The sequence below is a fragment of the Chryseobacterium sp. MYb328 genome (assembly GCF_037572595.1).
GTDB classification, from domain to species: domain Bacteria; phylum Bacteroidota; class Bacteroidia; order Flavobacteriales; family Weeksellaceae; genus Chryseobacterium; species Chryseobacterium pennae.
Window position 1 is genome coordinate 53,031 of the sequence record NZ_JBBGZQ010000018.1, and the last position, 20,284, is coordinate 73,314.

The following is a 20,284-nucleotide window of genomic DNA, read 5'->3' on the forward strand; positions in this document are numbered from 1 at the left end:
ATTGTCAATATTTAATAATAAAAGAACATTCAGAGATTACATAAATATTTTTTCCAAAGCCTGTTCAAACTCTTTTTCAGTTTCATGGTTGTAAAATGGCACAGCAGTAATTAAATAATGATCAGTATGAATGGTAATGGTGTTTTTTTCATCTCCCATTTCTTTCAAAAAATCATCTTTCCACTTGTCATAATCTATTAAATGAGCTCCTTTAGGCTCTATAAAAACCTGATACGTAAGCTGCTTATCTTTCTTCTGACTGCAAAACAGAATAAAGTCCGGTTCAAAAGCACGTCCTGACTTATCAAAGATCTTAACTTCCCTTTCATTACGGATCAGATGAATATCCTGAAACTTTTGGTTTAGACCTTTGAAGCGTCTGGCAAATAATTCTACAAATCTTTTTTCTTCATTGGTTCCATAATTGGCGTTATAAGCATACCAAGGTTCATCCGAAACCACACTTTCCTGCCCTTTTGCTCTTTCACTATCTTTTTTAACCCTGATTTCTTTATCTCTGAAAACTTCACGAATAGGCTGTGCCTGGAATGAAGACCCTTCATAATCCGGAGCATTATGCTTAATATCTGCTTCTATATTCTGCAACAATCCGTTCAGTGCCTGCAGGTAATCAAAATGTGAAATTTCCTGGAGACGGTTTTGAGTTCCATAGAATATAATTTCCATTCCGCCCAAATATTTTTCATCTACTATAAAATCCCAGATAGATGTTATATTGGGAAAATAACGTGAAAGATGATCAAAGTAGTAAAAAGGATTCCGGCTTAAAGCATATCTGACTACATGTTTCTGAATATCCTGAATTTTGATTCCTTCAGACTTTATTCCCTCATCAGAAGGAACCGGTTTCTCTAATTCAAAAAAGACATTGGATGTTCTTCCACTTCCTGAAGATAACTGATGGCTAAACCTGGGTTTAATAATTCCCAGATCCTTAAAGGATTTTATTTGATCAAAACTTTTGGGAATTTTTCTATTAGAGAATACCACTCCGCTTTTATATAATTCTGAGGTTTTAAATAGAGGTTTCAATTTTAGCTGTTTTGTCTCAAGATTGGTCTCATCTTCGTATATTCCTGAGTCTACCAATGCCTTTTTAAGTTCTGAAATATAACGGCTGTCTTCTTTGGTGTGGTAATACAGTTCCTCTAAAATCTTCAGATCATTTGAAATATCATCATCATATTTCCGTACAAATCTATCTTCTCCTTCTTCCACAGCAAACGGATAATATCTTGCTCCACGACCAATTAACTGAGCCTCGGAAAGGGTTGTTTTTCCAGGCTTTCCATCTTTCCCGTCGCGGTCTTCATACAGTCTTACAATATCAAATAAATTAAGAACATCCCAGCCCTCATTGAGCTTATGGACCGCAAATACGGCACGGATCGGGTTATTTTCTTCTTCCAGCGTATTGAGTAAAATCTGGTTTTTCTCTGCTTCTGAATCATTATTGGCACTCAGACAATTTTCTTCTCTGAAGTTAGCCTGTATCCTTTTTACAATATCATGTTTCGAAATATTTCTGGCTTCAAAAAAATCAAAAGCCTTTTGAATAATAGAAACTGTGGAAGTTTTTCTGATCTTTTCTATCAGTTTTTCAGAAAAATCGTCAATCAGCTTATGGAAGTTCTCTTTATTCTGTTCCGATTCTTTGATCGTTTTTTTAGCTTTGAAAAGAATAACGGGCTTTAGATTAATATGATGAATGGCCGCCAATTCCTGACGGTACAAATTTAAAATCAATGCCTGAATAATTCTTTCCTGTTCATCATACATGGAGCGGACAAGATTAATTTCCTTGGAAAACTTATCAGTTCTAAACTGGGCAAGATCATATTTATAAATGACTTTATCCTTATATTTTTCCGCAATTTCCCGGCTTTCATAATCTAAGGTGGCAGTAAATTCCAAAAGGATATTTTCAAAATTCTGCCGCAGAATCTCCAAAACGGTCTCTTCCCAGCTTCCAAAAAGGGTTCCGCTCTTTGTCCCACTGTTCAGATGATGGGCCTCATCAGCTATCAGAACGATCTTTTTATCCTGGAAATCTTCATAGGTCACACTGTTTTCTTTGGTATTGTTTAAATCAATATGAAGCTGCTGGATTGTGGTAAATTTGATATTGATGTTTTCATGGTCTGACTCGTCAAAATTATCGATCTGTTTCAAAAAAACTTCTTTCCCATTGACGACAATCTTCTCCTGAAATAAATATTTGGACGTATGAGGATTAAGAAAGTTATCTTTCGTTTTCTGAATGATATTATTACTGTTGACAAAAAATAGAAAATCACGATATCCTTTTTCATAAAGATGAAGCATTAAACCACCCATCACCATTGTTTTCCCACTTCCCGTTGCCATATTGTAAAGGAGATGCAGAGGCTTCTTAGGCTTGCCGTCAAAATCTTCCCTTTCAGTATATAAATAACGTCTGAAGGCTTCTTCCTGATAAGGACGAATCCCAAATTTCAGATTATCAGCAATCACATTAGGCAAAACAACATCTGCCAGAGCCTTACGGGCAAACGGATTATTGAATATTTCATGTAAAAATGCCATCTGCTTAGTTTTTAAGTTGATAGAATTCTCTGGTTACACTCTGCTCTTTCGGTGTGCATTCAAAATTCCCATCATTAAGGGAAGAAAGATTGACATACAATTGATTTTTGTCGAGCAGCTCGCAAAGATGTTGTTTCTGTTCCTGTAGGGTTAATGTTTTAAAATCTTCAATACATTGTTCCTGTTTTTGAATGTCTACATTATAGTTCAGAAAAGATTTTGCTTTCATTTCCTCCCAAACCTGAAGAAGGGTTTCTTCATCTTTTGCTTCTTCTATCTTTTCAATGAAGGTTTGATTGTATTTTTTGAGTTCGAGGTAGATGAAAGAGCCACCGCCTTGCCAGTTAACGGATTTAGAGATGCCACCCTGCTCTCCTCTTATAACATTTCCCATCCTTATTATACTATCATTCTCCCCATAATCAAGTTGCTCAAGTCCAATATATTGTCTTTCCATTTTGTGAGCTACAGCTGCGGTCGTTCCACTTCCCAAATGATAATCTAACACTATGTCATTCTTTGTTGTAGATAAACTTATTATCCGCTGTATTAGCTTTTCTGGTTTTTTTCCATTCGGCAAATTAACTCCACCTTCTTTATTTAGATTAATTGTACTAATATCTAACCATAAATCACATAAATATTCATTTATATAATCTTCAAGAAATAACATTTGTTTACCTTCCCACCATATATATTCTATTCCTTTTGCAGAAGTAATTTTTGTAAGTTTTTTCTTAATATTTAATTTTTCAAAAGAACTATTATTAGTTCTATAAACTATTTTATCAGCATTTTTAATCTTAAATTCTTTGTAATTATCATTCGGCTTTTCTAAATTATTAATCTCAAAATATTTGTCAATAGATATAATTTCCCAATCTTCGACAGCTTTTGATTTATCAATAATAATCTTAGAATAATAATTTAAATATCTTTCAAGTTTTAAATTTTCTTCTCCATCTGATTTTTCAATTTTTATTGGATTTATTTTGCTATTTCTACTCTTTGAATAAACTAAAATATGTTCAAAAATATTAGGGAGCCTTTTATCTGTATGAGCCATTTTAACTCCAGAACTTTCACTCATTTTAACTGAAATGCTATTTACTAAATTATTAGAATCAAATATTGAATCAGCTAAAATTTTTAAATGTGCATATCCATCAGTCTTAATTTGAATAAATGTCAAACCATCATCCTTTAATAAGCTCTTTGCTATTTCTAATCTATTTTTCATAAATGTGAGCCAAGTTGAAAGTTTAAAATTTGAATTATATTTAAAACTATCTGTATCAATTGTGTTATTAAAATAATAAGGCGGATCTATATAAATCAGCTTCACCTTTCCCGCAAACTCTTTTTTCAAAGAATGCAGTGCCAAAAGATTGTTTCCTTTGATGATCAGGTTATCTGTAATGGTCCCACTTTCATTTCTATTGAATTGATCAAAAGAATGTTCCCCGTCTTTATCAAACCGTTTGGCATTCGTCAATACTTTTGGATCCAGTAATTCGGTAATTTCATCCTGTGCAAGAGTTTCATTAAAGAAAATTTCTTCTCTTTTATCTTCTTCACGGCTTTGACCACCCTCCAGAATACAGTCTTTAAATGGCCAGACCAATGATACTTCGTTACGCTGTTTCAGATGCTTGCCATCAATGGTTAATCCTACTTTATTTTTAAACTGGGTATAACTGTCGTTGAGATAATTCTTCTGTTCAAGAAACTGGATGAAAAGATTTTGTTTAAATACCCAGACCTCTTTTATTTGTATGAAAAATTTCTCCTTTAAGTCTGCGTCTTCTAATAACAATCCAATCAGTTCTTCATCGAAGTTTTGTGCTTTGTTGAGTACCACCCATTTTTTTATTTCTCCGTTATCGGAAACGTAGTTAGGTTCTTTCTTAATTTGATTTTCTAAGGTTTGATATAGTTTCATAGCAGTAAGTTTTGTTGCTTCAAATTTATCCCCTCTAAAACTTAAACACTTACGGTTTCCCATAAAACGTCAATAGTGAATTTTGCTTCGCAAGTGAATTGTCTATTATTCAGTCAGCGGATTGTCTATTATTTAAAAATCTGTTACCTCTATATTAAAAGGCTTCGACTCCGCTCAGTCTGAGAATGTATAATTAAACAGCATAACATTAGAGCTGCCATACTGAACGAAGTTGAAGCATCTATAATTGAAAGAAAGAAAAAAGTCTTAATAATTCAATAAGTATAGATGATGTTGCAGACCATTATTGCTTTTGAGATTCTTCACTGCGTTACATTCCATTCAGAATGACAGAAGCACAGACTATGACTCTATCAGCCTAAAACACTCAAACTCTAACATTCTCAAACTCTAAAATTCATTATCTTTGCGCCATGGAACTACAATCAATTTATCAAAAGCTGCAGATTCAGGATATGAATCAGATGCAGAAATCTACTTATAAAGCGTCTGAAAACAATACTGATATTGTACTGCTCTCTCCTACCGGATCAGGGAAAACCCTTGCTTTTCTATTTCCGGTTCTCAGAAATCTGAAAAAAGATGTTCAGGGAGTTCAGGCATTGATATTAGTTCCTGCCAGAGAACTTGCGTTACAGATTGAACAGGTTTTCAAATCGATGGGAACAGATTTTAAAGTTTCCGTTTGCTATGGTGGACATGATAAAAAAATTGAAGTCAATAATTTAATTGAAGCTCCGGCTGTTTTAATCGGAACTCCGGGTAGAGTTACTTATCACGTAAGAAATAATAATTTTGATCCTAAAACGATCAAAACATTGGTTCTGGATGAATTTGACAAGGCATTGGAGCTAGGTTTCCATGATGATATGGAATTTATCTGTAATTCTTTAAAAGGACTTTCTCAAAGAATTTTAACGTCTGCAACAGCAATGGATGAAATTCCTGCATTTACAGGCTTGAAAGATGAAAAAATCATCAGCTTCCTTAAAGAGAATGAAGTAAAACCGGATATTCAGTTAAGAAAAGTAATGACCATTTCTGAGGAAAAACTGGATACTCTCTTCAATCTGGTTTGTAAAATCGGAAACAAGAGAACTCTGATTTTCTGTAATCACCGTGATGCTGTTGACCGTATCTCTGAACTTCTCAATCAAATGGGTATTGACAGAGAAACCTTCCATGGCGGTATGGAACAGGATGAAAGAGAACGTGCATTACTGAAATTCAGAAACGATTCTGCAAGAATCCTTATCACAACAGATTTAGCTGCCCGTGGGCTGGATATTCCTGAAGTGGAATCTATCGTACATTATCAGCTTCCTCCAAAAGAAGATGCTTTCATCCACAGAAACGGACGTACTGCCAGAATGAATGCTAAAGGTTTTGTCTACCTGATTATGACGGAAGAGGAAAATTTCCCGTTCATCAAAAATGATACGCCTGAAGAAAGTGTTGCCGGATTCACCCAGGTTCCGCAAAAAACACCTTTCCAGACTATTTATATCAGCGCAGGAAAAAAAGATAAAGTAAATAAAGTTGATATCGTAGGGTATCTGCTTAAAAAAGGAGAACTACAAAAAGAAGATGTGGGTACTATTGAAGTAAAAGACACTACTTCCTATGTTGCGGTTGCCAGAAATAAGGTGAATACTGTTTTGAAAAAGCTTCAGAATGAAAAACTGAAAGGGAAAAAAGTAAAAATGGAAGTTGCTTATTAAAGGATAAGCTCAGGATTTATCTTCGATAAATTGAATACTGCTAATAAGAGTTGTTTTAAATTGCCACGAATGCACGAATAATATTTATGCGTTCGTGGCAAAATTTTATTTTATTCCCCTCACTCTCATCGGAAAAGTATACACTGATTTTGAAGCGGTAATGAATAAAATATCATTATTTTCTCCTCCGAATGTCACATTGGAAGTCCATTTTTCAGGAATCGAAATGTGATAAATTTTCTTTCCTTCACGGTTAAAAACATGTACTCCGTCTCCGGTTAAATAAAGGTTTCCGTGTTTGTCCAGCGTCATTCCATCCGAACCCATTTCACAGAAGAGTTTTTTCTCTGATAACTTTCCTTCTCCCAGAATATCATATACATAGGTTTTTCCGGCATCAATGTCTGAAAGGTACAGTTTTCTTAGTCTTTCACTTCCTACAATTCCGTTGGGTTGTGTGAAAGTGTCTAATTTATTAATCTTTCCATTCTTATTTCTGTAATAAAGGCTTTTATTAGGTAATTCCTGTTTGAAATCTATCCAGTAATCTCTTTCATATAAAGGATCGGTAAAATACATTCCCCCAAAAACATCATTCCAAACATCATTAGGACCGTTTAATCTTTTCCCTTCAAAATCTTTAAACAGGACTTCTACTTTTCTATTTTTTGAGATCTTCCACATCTCTCCATTATCATCGGAACAGGTAATCAGGAAACCATCTTTATCAAAATGAGTTCCGTTTGCCCTTCCTGTTTTATCTAAAAATTCAATGATCTGATTACTTTTCCAGTCCCAGTAATAGATCTTATCATTAGGCTGATCGGTAAAATATACATTTCCTTCTTCATCGGTTGACGGGCCTTCTGTAAAGCTAAACTTATCAGAAACCATTTGTGGTTGTACACCTTCATAAAACATTTTACTACTATTTACTGATTGACAGTTTACTAATGCGAAAACCAAACCAATCAGGCCAACTTTACAGATATTCTTCATACTTCATTTTTAGATATGCAATTTACGATATGCTTTATCGATTTCAAAAATATTTTCATCCTTTGATTTATGATTAACCAAAATATAAAATGTCCCAATTGTACTATTTTTGAAGTAGATCATATTAGTAGTTGAAGGATATAATCCAGAGCTTTGCAGTAGAGGAATCAATACCGTTTATCTATAGAGATTCAGCTTGGAAAACAGGTATTGGTTCGGATGAAAAATATTACCAAAATACTTTTATAGCATACGATAATGAGCGCAGAGTCCAACAACATCAAATCCCTGGAAATTGAAAATGAAGATTTTAGAAATTCGGTAGGAACAATGGATGAGACCGGAAAAAGAAAATGGATCTTCCCCAGAAAGCCCAAAGGTAAATATACCAATTACAGGAACTATACCAGTTACGCTTTACTTTCCCTTTTCTTTGGATTGCCTTTTCTAAAGATTAATAACAATCCTTTCTTCCTATTTAATGTTATCGACGGGAAATTCTTTATTATTGGACAGCCGTTTTATCTTCAGGACTTTTTTATCCTTGCCCTTGGAGCTGTTACCTCTGTTATCTTTGTTATGCTGTTCACCGTAGTTTTTGGAAGAATATTCTGTGGCTGGCTATGTCCGCAAACTTTATTTATGGAAATGGTTTTCCGTAAAATAGAATACTGGATTGAAGGTGACCGAAACAAACAAATGAAGCTCGACAGACAGGAGTGGGATGCCGAAAAGATCAGAAAAAGAATTACGAAATGGTCTGTATTTATTTTGATTTCTATGGTCATCTCTACTTTTATGTTCATGTATATAGTAGGTTATGAACAGGTTTTTCAGATTATGATTGAAGGGCCGGCAGAACATCCTTTAAAGTTTGTCACCATGATTTTTTTCACGATGACTTTCTACTTTGTTTTTGCATGGCTTCGTGAGCAGGTATGTACTCTGGTTTGTCCATATGGAAGACTTCAGGGAGTTTTAATTGATAAGCAGACGATCAACGTATATTACGATTTTAAAAGAGGAGAAGGCCGTTCAAAATGGAGAAATAATGAAGATAGAAAAGCGGCTGGTAAAGGAGATTGTATAGATTGTAATCAATGCGTTGTAGTCTGCCCTACGGGAATTGATATCAGACATGGACAACAATTGGAGTGTGTAAACTGCACAGCATGTATTGATGCCTGCGATGAAGTAATGGATAAAGTAGGCCTGCCAAAAGGATTAATCCGTTATGCCACTGAATCTGAAATTGAAAATCGTGAGAAATTCAAATTCACTTCGAGAATGAAGGCTACTACTGCTATTCTGGCTCTATTAGTCGGGTTCCTTGGCTTTTTAATGTATGACCGTGGATCTATGGAAGCTAAGTTCATTAAGCCAGCAGGCTCTACTTTCTTCATTAAAGACGGTAAAATCACCAATACTTTTATTTATACCCTTCTGAATAAATCGAATGAGAAAAAAACACTCACCATTAAAGTGATAGCCCCTGATAATGCCGAAATTACTTACTTCGGCCCTGAGAAAATTATTCTGAAAGGCGACCAGATCTTAAAAGGAAATATCAATATCTCTTTCCCTGAAGATAAAATCAAATTTTCCAAGCAGAATATGGTTATTGGTGTTTTTGACGAGAAAGGAGAATTGGTAGATTCGTTTGATACTACGTTTGAAGGACCATTTCAACTGGCGTTATAATAGATTAGGAAAACAAGAGATTCAAATATTTGTGACAGACGTGATAAAAACTAATAACCAGCTTTTAAATATTGAACTTTGAATATCAAACAAATCAGGCCTTATATTTCCTCATAAACTGAGTAGGGGTCATTCCGGAACTTTTCCGGAAGACTCTTACAAAGTAGGAATATTCTTCATACCCCAGTCTGAAAGCAATATCAACAAGGTTCTCATCAAGGTACATCAACATTCTTTTGGCCTCCAATACTACCCGTTCGGTGATCACTTCTGTAGCTGTTTTCTGTACTACAGCCTGCACGGTTCTGTTCAGGTGCTTTGAAGAAATCCCTAATAACGATGCATAATAGGCAATTGATTTATGTTCCGTAAAATGTTGTTCAATAAGACTTTCAAAATCCTGATAATGCTTAAAATAAGAAAGCCCGGCAGAAGAAGTAAGTGTATCAAAATCCCTTGAAAATAACCGGGTTGAGTTGATAAAAATCTGAGACATTAATGAGAGAATAAGCCCATTTTTCATCAAACTGTCAGACTGATGTTCATTTCCCAATTCCTGAAATAACTGAATATTCTTCGCCAATTCTACTTCATCCAATTGCTGTTTTCTGGGAAATGATACGGATCCGAAAAAAGGAAAATTTCTCAGTTTCTGATTTACATAATGCATTTCATAAAATTCCTGAGAACAAAAGAAGATATAACCATCTATATCTGCTGACAGTTCCCAACTGTGAATCTGTCCTGGTGAGAGAAAAAACAGACTTCCTTCTGACACATCGTACCTCTGGAAATCAATCTCATGAATACCGGTTCCTTTGGTAAAAAGTACAGCAGCATAAAAATCATGCCTATGAGGCTTTTCTATGTGCTGATGTCCCACAACCAAATGGTTTTTCATGGTATTAAAATAAAAATCTGAAAGATTTTTACCCTGAAAAAGATCAATATGAAGAACGGAAATAGAATTCATCCTATAAAACGGATTAGTAAATGGATGATAAAAATACTATAAATAAAGCCAAGCTACAAATCCGATACAAAAAAGGACCGGCTATTGCCGATCCTCCTTATAATATTTTATAAATAATTATTTTATAACCAGTTTACTGTTGTATACTCCTTTCGAAGAGCTGATGCTGATGACATATACTCCTTTCGGTACATTAACGTTCAGCTCTTTGGTATTATTTCCTTCACTTTGATAAGCTGATGAATAGATCAGTCTTCCGCTTGAATCAAATAAAGTAACTTTCACCTCACCTCTTATATTCTGAGATTTAATAAAGAAATTGCCATCACTTGGATTAGGGTATACTTTAATACTCTCTGCTAATGGAGAAGAGACTTCTCTGGTGGCAAGAGTCTGAGTTTCCCTTGTACATACTTCGAGTGACCATCCATTGATGGTTCCTGCATTACCTGCATTATTATCTGTTGCAAAAAGCTTCCATTCTCCTTGTGCCGAATGACCTTTAAATATACCCAGGGATTCATTTGATTTAGCATTTCCCTGAACTGGAGAAATACAGTTCACCGCTGCTCCGGAATCACTGAATGAAGCTGTAATTCCCGATTGCCCTGAGCACTGTCTGTTCCAGAAAAGAGCTGATGATCCTACCGGACTTTCAATACCAATAGCCAACTGGCTTACACTTGGATGAACAACAGTTGGAGTTACTTTTATTTTCGTAATAGTACCATTATTATTAACCATTAAAGGAATTGTTATTCTTGGTGCTGATATACCGCCGCCGCCAGGGCCATCGGTAACTGCTACAGGTCCTCCACTGTATGTATAGGTATTACAGTTTTCACCAGTTACATTATAATCAATTACAAAACTAGGACTCACTGTATAATAAATATTATCAACCGCCTCAATCAGAATATAGGCATTGGCAGACTTAGAGCCGGATGGTATCACGATTTCTTCACTCCCGTCATTGGGAGTATTGGCCAAAACAACACTAAATGTCTTGCCACCGTCTGTAGATAGTTTAATATTTACATTAGCAGTATTTACCGGTGCAACATTTGTACCAGCAACATCCCAGGTAACATTTACAGATGCTCCTGAGCTTAATGACTGGCCAAATACAGGTGCTGTTACCTGAAAAGGCCCTGACACAGCATCTACTGTTATTGTCATTGCATCTTTTGAGACTTGAGGCTGCAAAGGATTATTATTTCTTACGGTAGCTGCAAAATTAAGGTTTCTGGCTACACTTGATACACTTTCCCAACGGGTTGATAAAACACCTGCCAATACTTTATTAAAATCCGGAAAATATCTTACCAATGAGTTTACAGGAGCAAATGATCTGAAAGTAGGTCCTGTTGGTTTTGCAGGGTAAGCTGAAGAAATATCACCTGCACCAATCTGAGCTGCTGCAGCCTGATCAGTTTGTTCCCAAATATATGTATAAGAAGCATTGTTCGCATCGGTAGTAGATGCTTTTAAAACAAATGGTGTTGATTTAGGAATTGTATAATCCAGTCCGGCATTAATATTGGGAGCAGGATCTACAAAAGGAGTATTTGTACCACAAGTAAGGCTGTTTAATTTAGTTCTTATCTGGCTGATACTATTGGTATGATAGTAATCATTGGAATTAAACTGAACATCAGAAGCCGTAGTAATCCCGGTATATGCCATTATGGTACTTCCGCTTCCAGGTTCTACCTTTTGGTCTGCCTGCGAAGATCTATAGGTATAAGAATGTCCAGCTCCCAATTGATGCCCCATTTCATGAGCGACATAGTCTATATCAAATTTATCTCCTTCCGGAAAATTGTGAGCAGTCCATCCTCCTCCTTTTGAGCTACTCCCACAAATAACTCCTACGAAGGCAGATCCATTACCTCCTTTTTTATCAATCAGATGTCCCATATCATAATCTTCAGTAGGGATTCTTGCTGATATCTGGGCGTGGGCTTCGCTAGGGCCACCGCTTGTATAAGGATCAGATGCAGGATCTAAGAAAATAATAGTTTCATTATTGGCAATCAGATTAAAATGAAAAGAAAGATCTTTTTCAAAAACACTATTAAGACGGGTAAGACTAGCATTCATTGCCGCAAGAATTACTGCCTTTTTCTGCATATCAGTAGCAGTGGCAGGGGTTCCGGCAGCAGTTAAATGATACTGGGCATATTCTCCTGTACAGGATAATGCCAATCTGAAAATATTAAATCCTGCCGCTTTTTTATTTACAGCATTGTTTTTTTTTTCGGCTGCATTCTTTTCTACATCTTCTATTGTAGAGCATTCAAACGGATCTTTTTCCTGACCTCTTCTTGCATTGGAATCAAAAACAGCATAAACAGTTCTGTCTTCAGTATAGGGTTCTATAAATTCAGAAATTCCAGAGCGAGTGATCATTGAGGAAAATCCCACCGGAGACAAACTGAATCTTAAATATACGGAAGGGTCCTCCAATGCAGTTCCTACATACGATTTAATATCAGGATATTTTGCCTGCAATTCCGGAGCCATATTGGAATATTCCCAAACCTGGAATTTCTCCAATCCTCCTTTAGCCGTTGGAAGAGAGATAATTGTTCCTTTGGGGCTTGAAAAGCGCGCTGGTGTATTTTTAAGACTCTGTCTGAACTGGTCAGCATTGAGTGAATAAAGTCCTGCAAATTCGAGTTTTTCCTGTGATTTCTTAACTTTTTGATTCCTAATTTCGGTTCTTGTCCACTGAGAAAATCCAAAGAAAGGAATCATCAATGCAAAAATGAATAAATGTTGCTTCATATCATTATATTTTCTTGTTTTTCACTAAGTTATAAAAAAAACCATTCATTTTTTTATTTTTTTCACAACATCATGATATTTTATTCTGGTTAAAAAAAACGGGGTTATGACAGGACTTTTCAAGATATATTTGGATGAAACTTTAAAAAATTTTTATCTTTGAAGTTTAGGAGTTGTAAAATGAAAATAAATTTACCTGATAAACTGTATTATTCTATAGGAGAAGTTGCTAAAGCATTCGATGTAAACACTTCATTAATACGCTATTGGGAACAGGAATTTCCTATCATCAAACCTAAAAAGAATAAAAAAGGGAACCGTTACTTCACTCCTGAAGATATCAAGAACCTACAGATGATCTATCATTTGGTTAAAGAAAAAGGATACACACTTGATGGTGCACGAGTGGCTCTGACTACCAACAGTAAAATTTCAGAAACCATTACCATTATTGACCGTCTTGAATTTGTAAAAGCTGAACTTTTAAAACTGAAAGAATCGCTGGGTGAAAATGATTCTGAATAAGAGCTTTTCTGTTGCCGTTTTCTTCAAAATATCTCTTTAAATATTTCTATACCAAAGGATATAAACGTTTAATTTTAAATAAATTACAATTTTTTATATTCTAAAATCAACCATTTTAGTTCTGGCTATTGCAATGCATGGTTTTTATCAATATGTTTATACACATGATGAGAAAAAACTATTACCAAAAACTGGCTTTTATGGTCATTTTACTGACTATTTTATTAGCCTTCCAGAAATACACCAGCAAGGACAAGGGTACTTTTCCTGAAGTAAAATTTATTGCCAATTCTTCTGTTTCAGCCAATCTATCTGATTTTGATCCTAATAGTCTGAATCAGGAACAATGGCAAAAACTCGGATTTTCTGAAAAACAGATCACAACGATTCTTAAATATAAAGATATTGTGGGCGGAACATTTACATCAAAGGAACAGCTGAAAAAATGCTATGCAATTTCCAACGAAAAATTTGAAGAATTAAAAAAGTTTATTCTCCTTCCTGAAACGGCTGAAAAAAATAATCCCAAAAAGTTTAGCAGTTTTGTAAAGAAGGAAGTCATTGTTAACGGGAAATTCAATCCTGATATTGTTTCTGCTCAGGACTGGATCAAAATGGGTTTCAGTGAAAGGCAGGCAGAAGCCATTATAAAGTATAAAAATTATCTGGGCGGAAGTTTCATCAGCAAAGAGAAATTCAGAGAATGTTTTATTATTTCCCCTGAAAATTACAGCAAACTGGAGCCCTATTTACTATTACCTGTGAAAACTCCGGAAAGTTTTAAAGCTGTCGGTACTCGTTATCCGGAAAAAATAAAGGTGCAATATCATACTTTTGACCCTAACAGACTGGATGTTAACGGATGGAAAAACCTTGGGTTTTCGGAAAAGCAGGCTCAGATTATCATCAATTATCGTGACAGAAACCTTCGGGGCAACTTTAAAAGTCCTGAAGATCTTCAAAAATGTTTTGTCATTTCTCCAGAAAAATTTCAGGAGATTAAATCTTTCATCAGGCTCAGTCCTGAGGCAATAAAGAAAGAAGAAATTAAGCAGGAAAAAACAGATTTTACGAAAACAGACCTCAATACTATTACCTTCAGACAGCTTATTGAGTTTGGGCTTGATGAAAAGAGCTCAGGTTCAATTATTGGCTTCAGAAAAAAACTGAGAGGTTTTGTCAATAAACAGCAGATTTTAGATACTTATAATATTGATAAAGATTTAGTTCAAAAGTTAATCAATATTGCTCCGTTGGACATCTCCGGCGTTCCTAAATATACTTTAGCTGATGCCCCTGAAGAATGGCTGAAGGATCATCCTTATTTCAAATATTCTGCAGACAAGATCATCTTCTACCGGATTACCTATCCTGATGATAAGAAGATTTTAAAATTTTTGAAATTAAAACCAGAATATGAAGAAAGAATGAAATTATATTTAAAATAACAAAAATACCATACCGGTTAATGCAAAACTATCCAAAACAGATCTTCTATTTCGGATAGTTTCTAATCTGAAATATCGGTTTATACTTTAGTGATGCATATAATTACTTGGCCCATTGGTACCTTCAATGGATTCGGGCAGTATTCCATATTTGGAGCGTAAATTAACTGTACCCAAGGTTTTTCCAGTCTGAATTTCAATGACACTAATGGTGCCGGAATTTAAGTTTGGAATATCCAGCAGATTATTTTGTACGGCTACCACTTCTTTTCCTTTTTTGGTTTTAAAGAAAACCATATGATGCGCTCCTTTATCTGCAGTAAGGGTTTTTAAAAGCTTTAGTTGAGGAAGATTACTGATGTCAAAAACCAGAACTTTGCCCGGATCGGCAAAACTTACATACAGCCTGTTGTTATCATCAATATACATTTCGAGAGTCCAGCCTAAGCCTTGTGTACTTCCGTCAAATATTTTGGTAAAAGCATCGTATTTCTTAGTTGCAGCATTATATGGAGCAATCCAGATATCTCCTCCAAGCATGGTTGTAGCAAGAGCATATTGTGGAAATTGTCCACGAAGCAATAAAACCTCAACAGGACTTGACAAATCAGCTGGTGAGTCTGCAACCTGATAGGTCTCTTTTAACTCATACGTTTTTAAATCTATCAAAGTACAGGTATTTCCAAAACCACTGGTAAGATCCGGATGAATAGTTGAAGTTACCATCATCAGCCCTTTTTCTTCATTAACAGAAATACCATGTGGGTACATAATAAATTTATTGGGATTGTCCTGAATTGGAGCTTTAATGGTTTTGATAAGCTGATTGTTATTAGCATTAAAAACACCTACACTTCCATCTTTCAACCCTCCTGCTCCTCCCATAAAGGTCATAAAAAACCTTCCGTCATTGGTGAAAAATAAGTTTTCGCCTACCGTATTTTCTCCTGTGTCAATTGGGGTTGCACTCACTAATTTTGGTTGTCCGTTTTTGTCTTTTTCAGTTTTCACCTGATAGAGATAGCTTCCTCCTAAAGCTGTTGTATATAATTTGTTTGCATTCTGGTTATAATAAAGATGGTGAGGCAGAACGCCGGCACCTAATTCAAGTTTACTGCTGATATTTCCGAAATCGGGAGCTTCCGGATCCAGCTCTATGACCGCTATTCCATCAGATTGTCCTGTCAGACTTCTATAATCGATATAAAAAGCAGTATCATGGGGAAGGTCTGGGTTATGATTATCATTTTGACAATTAGAAAATGGAAGTAAAATGACAAATAAAAAAACGGGATTAAATTTTAATTTCATGATTTTCAAGTTTTTAGTATTTTTAATTATAAATATAATATAATTTGACCAAAAAACTAAAAATATTACACCAATATGTGAATATTCATAAAAAGTAATCCTTTTAAGATTCTTTAAACCAACTTTCTATACAGCAATGGGCATGCTAATCCGTATAAAAATCTATGTAAAATAGAATAAAACAGATACTCTGCTTTACTTTTGCTTCAGAAAAACAACTAAAAAAGATGGCAAGAAGAAATTTTCTACCTGCCATCTTTTTTATTTTATACTATACTCTTAATCGATTGTTTTACTTGAATCTGTTAAAAGAGAATTTAAATTGCTAAGCTCGTCATCTGTTAAATCTCTCCATTTTCCTACAGGAAGATCAAGCTTGATATTCATGATACGGATTCTTTTCAGCTTTTTTACATCATAGCCAAGGTATTCACACATTCTACGGATCTGCCTGTTGAGTCCCTGAGTAAGAATAATTCTGAAATTCATATCATCAATCTTTTCCACCTCACATTTCTTTGTGACTGTGTCCAAAATAGGAACTCCATTTCTCATTTTTTGAAGAAACGTTGGTGTTATCGGTTTATCTACCCGCACCAGATATTCTTTTTCGTGATTATTTCTTGCCCTTAGAATTTTATTTACGATATCTCCATCACTGGTTAAGAGGATAAGTCCTTCACTGGGTTTATCCAATCTACCGATCGGAAAAATCCTTTTAGGATGGTTGATATACTCTATAATATTATTCTGTTCACGTTTTGTATCAGTAGTACATACGATTCCTACCGGTTTATTAAAAGCAATATAAACAGGCTTATCCTGTGGCTCTCTGATAGGTTTTCCGTCTACTTCCACCAGATCTTCATCAGAAACTTTGGTTCCCATTTCAGGTACTTTACCATTAATCTTTATTCTGCCTTCCTCCAGCAGCTTATCTGCTGCTCTTCTTGAACAGTATCCTACTTCTGATAAATATTTATTAATACGTGTCTTTTCCATTAGTCTCTACCGTAATTGGTATCATTTTTCATTCACCTTGAAATCTGAAATCATTGTTTAAAAACTGATCTGTAGCATCTTCAATTTTATAATCACCGATTTTTGTTCTTCTTAATTGAGTAAGATAAGCACCTACTCCTAATTCCTGCCCTATATCATGGGCCAAACTTCTTATATAAGTTCCTTTTGAACATCCAACTGTAAAGCTTATCAAAGGAAAATCTATTTTAATATCGTTGAGATAGTGAATCGTTGTCTTTCTGAATTTCATTTCCACTTCTTCTCCTGCTCTTGCCAGATTATAGGCTCTTTCCCCATCAATCTTTATGGCAGAGTATACAGGTGGTTTCTGTTCAATTTCTCCAACAAATTTTTCTAAAACCTCTTTCACCTGATCTTCTGTGATATGCGAAAAATCCTGATGAAGAATTTCCGGCTTTTCAGTATCATAGGATTCAGTTTGTACTCCTATTTTAATTTCTGTCCAGTATTCTTTAGGTGCATCCTGAATTTCAGGGATCTTCTTTGTGAATTTCCCGCAACATACGATCAGAAGCCCCGTAGCTCTTGGATCCAGAGTTCCTGCATGTCCGATTTTAAATTTTTTAGGAAGATCAAACTCCCTTTTAAGTTTATATTTCATTTTATTGACAGCCTGGAAGGAAGTCCAGTCCAAAGGTTTGTCTAATAAAAAAATGTGTCCTGCTTGTAGATCTTCTGCCGTCATTCTTTTCCAATATTGTTTATTTCTCCCACTTGCTTGAAACTCACTTTATATTTATTTACGAGATAAAGAAGAGTTATTAAAAATATAGTTATTATGCCTTTTAAATAATAATGAGAATAATCATAATACTGATTAAAAAATAAAGCTATAAAAGATTTAATATTGATTAATAAAACTAATATGAGATAAATATTGATTAATCGTATTGTAATTCTTTTTTTGCTAATCAACAAAATGAAAATTACAATTGCAAAAATAAGAATACTTATTACAAAAAAATTATGCTCTACTCCTACATTATAAGCAAAAGGATGAATATTTAAAGGAATAAAGATAAAGCCACCAAGTATAAAAAATAACAAACAAAATGTACTTACAAATTTCTCTTTAAATAATTCATTTTTCATTATTTAAAGAAATAAAAATAGATTAGTAAAGCAATTCCCACAAAAATACGGTACCATCCCCAAGGTTTGAAACCATACTTATTAAGCACTCCAATGAATGCTTTTATCGCGATTAATGCTACAATAAATGCCACCACATTTCCAATTACGAAGATCATGATGTGATCCTGTGACGCCATAATCATCTCATATCCTTTCTGTGGATTAGCAGTTTCTTTTCCCCAGGTCTTTACAAAAACCGAATATACAGTTACCGCCAGCATGGTAGGTACAGCAAGGAAGAAAGAGAATTCAGCAGCAGCTTTTCTTGTAAGTCCCTGAGCCATCCCTCCAATAATGGAAGCGGCGCTACGGCTGGTTCCCGGCATCATAGCCAGACACTGCCAGAATCCTATGGTTACTGCTTTTTTTATTGTAATTCCTTTTTCATCATCAATGGTAGGGTTTTTAAACCATTGATCAGCAAATAATAAAACAACTCCGCCCAAAACCAATACTGAAGAAATAGCAATCTGATTTCCAAGAATGGCTTCAATTTTATCATCAAATAAATATCCCAACACCAATGCAGGAACTACGGCAAAGGCCAGTTTAAAGTAAAACTGAATGTTATTCAGATCAAAAAACTTTTTCCAATAGGCGACTACAACTGATAGAATGGCTCCAAACTGAATGGATACCTGAAACATTTTCAAAAATTCATCATCAGGCATTCCCAATAAATTGGCAGTGAATCCCATGTGTGCTGTAGATGAAATAGGAAGATATTCCGTAAGTCCTTCTACAATGGCAATAATAATTGCTTTAATTAAATCCATATTCTTTTACAAAAATTAAAAGATTAAGAGATTGAGAGATTTAAAGCTGGCTTTAAATTTCTTAATCTCTTAATCTCTAAATATAAATTTCTATTTATTTCCTTTTTAAGATCGCGTAGACTTCTATTACAAAACCTATCACAACAAATAGCGGAGCGATTCTGATTCTTCTGATGGAGAAGATATCGTCATTCCATGAGTTAGGATCAAATTTACCGTCTACGGTATTAGCATCAGGTCCCATCATCAAAAGAAATCCTACCACAATAAATGCCAATCCGATTAACATCCATTTAAAGTTCTGCTTTCCGAAATAGAAAGCATTTTCTTGTAGTGCTTCTGCTTCACTTCCGAAGTCTGAAGCAGAAATTTTATTTATTTTTTTGCTCATTTTTAAGAGTAATATAAATCGTCAACGTTTGATTTTAAGAATCTCCATGTAGCAAAAATAGTACTTAAGACAGAAATAAAAATTCCTACACCTAATACTAAAATTACTAACCAGACATACTGATTATTGTCCTGTACAAAAGCCGATCCGATCTGGCTTGTGAAATAATACCAAACACCTCCTAAAGCAATAAGACCAATTAGAGAACCAATGGCCCCTAAAATAATCGCTTCAATGATAAAAGGCTTAAGGATAAATCTTCTTTTCGCTCCTACCAGCTGCATGGTTTTAATAATAAACCTCTTGGAGAAAATTTTCAGACGGATAGAGTTATTGATCAACACCACTGCCAATACTAAAAACAGCAACGAAAATCCAAAAATCCATTTTAAGATTCTGCTCAGGTTGTTGTAAACATCCACCATCAAAGTACTGTCGTTCTTTACATCAATGATACCCGGAACCGACTTGATCACCTTGATAGCTTCATCAATTTTCGCAGGATCTACATATTCAGGTTTTAAAGCAATTTCGATAGACGACGGGAAGATATTTTCTTCAAACAATGCGTCACTATCAATTCCCATACTCTTTTTGGCTTCTGTGGCAGCCATGCTTCTGGAAATATAGGTTGCTTTTTTTACAGGAGCTAACGTCTGTACCTTTTTAAAAGTTTCTTCCTCTAGTTTTGCAATTTTCACAGAGTCTTTAGCATCATAGTTTTCATCAAAGTAAGCGTTCACTACCAACTGCTCTTTGATATAGTCAGAATACTTCTGGGCATTGATTAAAATAAGCCCCATTAATCCTAACAAAAATAACACTAAGGCAATACTTATCACTACTGTAATATTGCTGGACCGAAGCCTTTTCTTATTAAACTCATCTACAGATTTAGCCATTAATATTAAAATTTTTGGCT

The 20,284-nt window shown here is 34.8% G+C and carries 16 protein-coding genes; 4 read left to right on the forward strand and 12 right to left on the reverse strand.

Annotated features, from left to right (window positions below):
- Nucleotides 1-36: 36 nt before the first annotated feature.
- Both WH267_RS16950 and WH267_RS16955 read right to left on the reverse strand, forming a co-directional pair.
- A complete protein-coding gene (locus WH267_RS16950) occupies nt 37-2,586 on the reverse strand; it encodes a DEAD/DEAH box helicase family protein (RefSeq protein ID WP_340009911.1) in 2,550 nt (849 codons plus the stop codon).
- Nucleotides 2,587-2,590: 4 nt separating this feature from the next.
- The gene (locus tag WH267_RS16955) at nt 2,591-4,591 is read right to left on the reverse strand and encodes a site-specific DNA-methyltransferase (RefSeq protein WP_340009912.1); all 2,001 of its coding nucleotides are present in this window, start codon (nt 4,589-4,591) and stop codon (nt 2,591-2,593) included.
- A gap of 371 nt (nt 4,592-4,962) precedes the next feature.
- Between WH267_RS16955 and WH267_RS16960 the strand changes: the two genes are divergently transcribed.
- The gene (locus tag WH267_RS16960) at nt 4,963-6,270 is read left to right on the forward strand and encodes a DEAD/DEAH box helicase (RefSeq protein WP_115970965.1); all 1,308 of its coding nucleotides are present in this window, start codon (nt 4,963-4,965) and stop codon (nt 6,268-6,270) included.
- Between the two features lie 105 nt (nt 6,271-6,375).
- Here the strand turns inward: WH267_RS16960 and WH267_RS16965 are convergent, their stop codons facing one another.
- Nucleotides 6,376-7,269, reverse strand: a complete 894-nt coding sequence (locus WH267_RS16965) for an SMP-30/gluconolactonase/LRE family protein (protein ID WP_340009913.1) — start codon at nt 7,267-7,269, stop codon at nt 6,376-6,378.
- A 258-nt stretch (nt 7,270-7,527) separates the two neighbouring features.
- Here WH267_RS16965 and ccoG point away from each other — a divergent pair, with 258 nt between their 5' ends.
- On the forward strand, nt 7,528-8,970 hold the full coding sequence (ccoG, locus tag WH267_RS16970) for a cytochrome c oxidase accessory protein CcoG (RefSeq protein WP_340009914.1): 1,443 nt from the start codon (nt 7,528-7,530) through the stop codon (nt 8,968-8,970).
- A 94-nt stretch (nt 8,971-9,064) separates the two neighbouring features.
- On the opposite strand, the gene WH267_RS16975 is transcribed toward ccoG, so the two are convergent.
- Together WH267_RS16975 and WH267_RS16980 are read right to left on the reverse strand one after the other, a co-directional pair.
- On the reverse strand, nt 9,065-9,943 hold the full coding sequence (locus WH267_RS16975; RefSeq protein ID WP_115973466.1) for an AraC family transcriptional regulator: 879 nt from the start codon (nt 9,941-9,943) through the stop codon (nt 9,065-9,067).
- A gap of 117 nt (nt 9,944-10,060) precedes the next feature.
- A complete protein-coding gene (locus WH267_RS16980; RefSeq protein WP_340009915.1) occupies nt 10,061-12,733 on the reverse strand; it encodes a zinc-dependent metalloprotease in 2,673 nt (890 codons plus the stop codon).
- A 180-nt stretch (nt 12,734-12,913) separates the two neighbouring features.
- On the opposite strand from WH267_RS16980, the gene WH267_RS16985 reads away from it, so the two are divergent.
- Both WH267_RS16985 and WH267_RS16990 read left to right on the forward strand, forming a co-directional pair.
- Entirely contained in the window at nt 12,914-13,258 is a 345-nt protein-coding gene (locus WH267_RS16985; protein WP_115973468.1) for a MerR family transcriptional regulator, read from the forward strand.
- Nucleotides 13,259-13,422: 164 nt separating this feature from the next.
- Nucleotides 13,423-14,706, forward strand: a complete 1,284-nt coding sequence (locus WH267_RS16990) for a helix-hairpin-helix domain-containing protein (RefSeq protein WP_340009916.1) — start codon at nt 13,423-13,425, stop codon at nt 14,704-14,706.
- An 87-nt stretch (nt 14,707-14,793) separates the two neighbouring features.
- Here WH267_RS16990 and WH267_RS16995 read toward each other — a convergent pair whose 3' ends face one another.
- From WH267_RS16995 to WH267_RS17025, 7 genes are all read right to left on the reverse strand, one after another.
- Nucleotides 14,794-16,017: a YncE family protein gene (locus tag WH267_RS16995; protein ID WP_340009917.1), complete on the reverse strand. Its 1,224-nt coding sequence runs from the start codon at nt 16,015-16,017 to the stop codon at nt 14,794-14,796.
- A 279-nt stretch (nt 16,018-16,296) separates the two neighbouring features.
- Nucleotides 16,297-17,019 (reverse strand): 23S rRNA pseudouridine(2604) synthase RluF, encoded by a 723-nt coding sequence (gene rluF / locus WH267_RS17000; protein WP_340009918.1) that lies wholly within the window; start codon nt 17,017-17,019, stop codon nt 16,297-16,299.
- A gap of 28 nt (nt 17,020-17,047) precedes the next feature.
- Nucleotides 17,048-17,746, reverse strand: a complete 699-nt coding sequence (truB, locus tag WH267_RS17005) for a tRNA pseudouridine(55) synthase TruB (protein WP_340009919.1) — start codon at nt 17,744-17,746, stop codon at nt 17,048-17,050.
- Nucleotides 17,743-18,153, reverse strand: coding sequence for a hypothetical protein (locus tag WH267_RS17010; RefSeq protein ID WP_340009920.1), 411 nt, complete (start codon nt 18,151-18,153; stop codon nt 17,743-17,745). The genes truB and WH267_RS17010 overlap by 4 nt, the downstream gene beginning before the upstream one ends.
- The gene (locus WH267_RS17015) at nt 18,153-18,971 is read right to left on the reverse strand and encodes an undecaprenyl-diphosphate phosphatase (protein WP_340009921.1); all 819 of its coding nucleotides are present in this window, start codon (nt 18,969-18,971) and stop codon (nt 18,153-18,155) included. The genes WH267_RS17010 and WH267_RS17015 overlap by 1 nt, the downstream gene beginning before the upstream one ends.
- Before the next feature lie 94 nt (nt 18,972-19,065).
- Complete coding sequence (locus WH267_RS17020) at nt 19,066-19,362, reverse strand: DUF3098 domain-containing protein (protein WP_340009922.1); 297 nt, start codon at nt 19,360-19,362, stop codon at nt 19,066-19,068.
- Between the two features lie 2 nt (nt 19,363-19,364).
- Entirely contained in the window at nt 19,365-20,264 is a 900-nt protein-coding gene (locus WH267_RS17025; RefSeq protein WP_340009923.1) for a cell division protein FtsX, read from the reverse strand.
- Between the last annotated feature and the right edge of the window lie 20 nt (nt 20,265-20,284).

Bases quoted from the DNA above. Each gene is read 5' to 3' on its own strand.
- WH267_RS16950 (WP_340009911.1), bottom strand. From the start codon at position 2,586: ATGGCATTTTTACATGAAATATTCAATAATCCGTTTGCCCGTAAGGCT.
- WH267_RS16955 (WP_340009912.1), bottom strand. From the start codon at position 4,591: ATGGGAAACCGTAAGTGTTTAAGTTTTAGAGGGGATAAATTTGAAGCA.
- WH267_RS16960 (WP_115970965.1), top strand. From the start codon at position 4,963: ATGGAACTACAATCAATTTATCAAAAGCTGCAGATTCAGGATATGAAT.
- WH267_RS16965 (WP_340009913.1), bottom strand. From the start codon at position 7,269: ATGAAGAATATCTGTAAAGTTGGCCTGATTGGTTTGGTTTTCGCATTA.
- ccoG (WP_340009914.1), top strand. From the start codon at position 7,528: ATGAGCGCAGAGTCCAACAACATCAAATCCCTGGAAATTGAAAATGAA.
- WH267_RS16975 (WP_115973466.1), bottom strand. From the start codon at position 9,943: ATGAATTCTATTTCCGTTCTTCATATTGATCTTTTTCAGGGTAAAAAT.
- WH267_RS16980 (WP_340009915.1), bottom strand. From the start codon at position 12,733: ATGAAGCAACATTTATTCATTTTTGCATTGATGATTCCTTTCTTTGGA.
- WH267_RS16985 (WP_115973468.1), top strand. From the start codon at position 12,914: ATGAAAATAAATTTACCTGATAAACTGTATTATTCTATAGGAGAAGTT.
- WH267_RS16990 (WP_340009916.1), top strand. From the start codon at position 13,423: ATGATGAGAAAAAACTATTACCAAAAACTGGCTTTTATGGTCATTTTA.
- WH267_RS16995 (WP_340009917.1), bottom strand. From the start codon at position 16,017: ATGAAATTAAAATTTAATCCCGTTTTTTTATTTGTCATTTTACTTCCA.
- rluF (WP_340009918.1), bottom strand. From the start codon at position 17,019: ATGGAAAAGACACGTATTAATAAATATTTATCAGAAGTAGGATACTGT.
- truB (WP_340009919.1), bottom strand. From the start codon at position 17,746: ATGACGGCAGAAGATCTACAAGCAGGACACATTTTTTTATTAGACAAA.
- WH267_RS17010 (WP_340009920.1), bottom strand. From the start codon at position 18,153: ATGAAAAATGAATTATTTAAAGAGAAATTTGTAAGTACATTTTGTTTG.
- WH267_RS17015 (WP_340009921.1), bottom strand. From the start codon at position 18,971: ATGGATTTAATTAAAGCAATTATTATTGCCATTGTAGAAGGACTTACG.
- WH267_RS17020 (WP_340009922.1), bottom strand. From the start codon at position 19,362: ATGAGCAAAAAAATAAATAAAATTTCTGCTTCAGACTTCGGAAGTGAA.
- WH267_RS17025 (WP_340009923.1), bottom strand. From the start codon at position 20,264: ATGGCTAAATCTGTAGATGAGTTTAATAAGAAAAGGCTTCGGTCCAGC.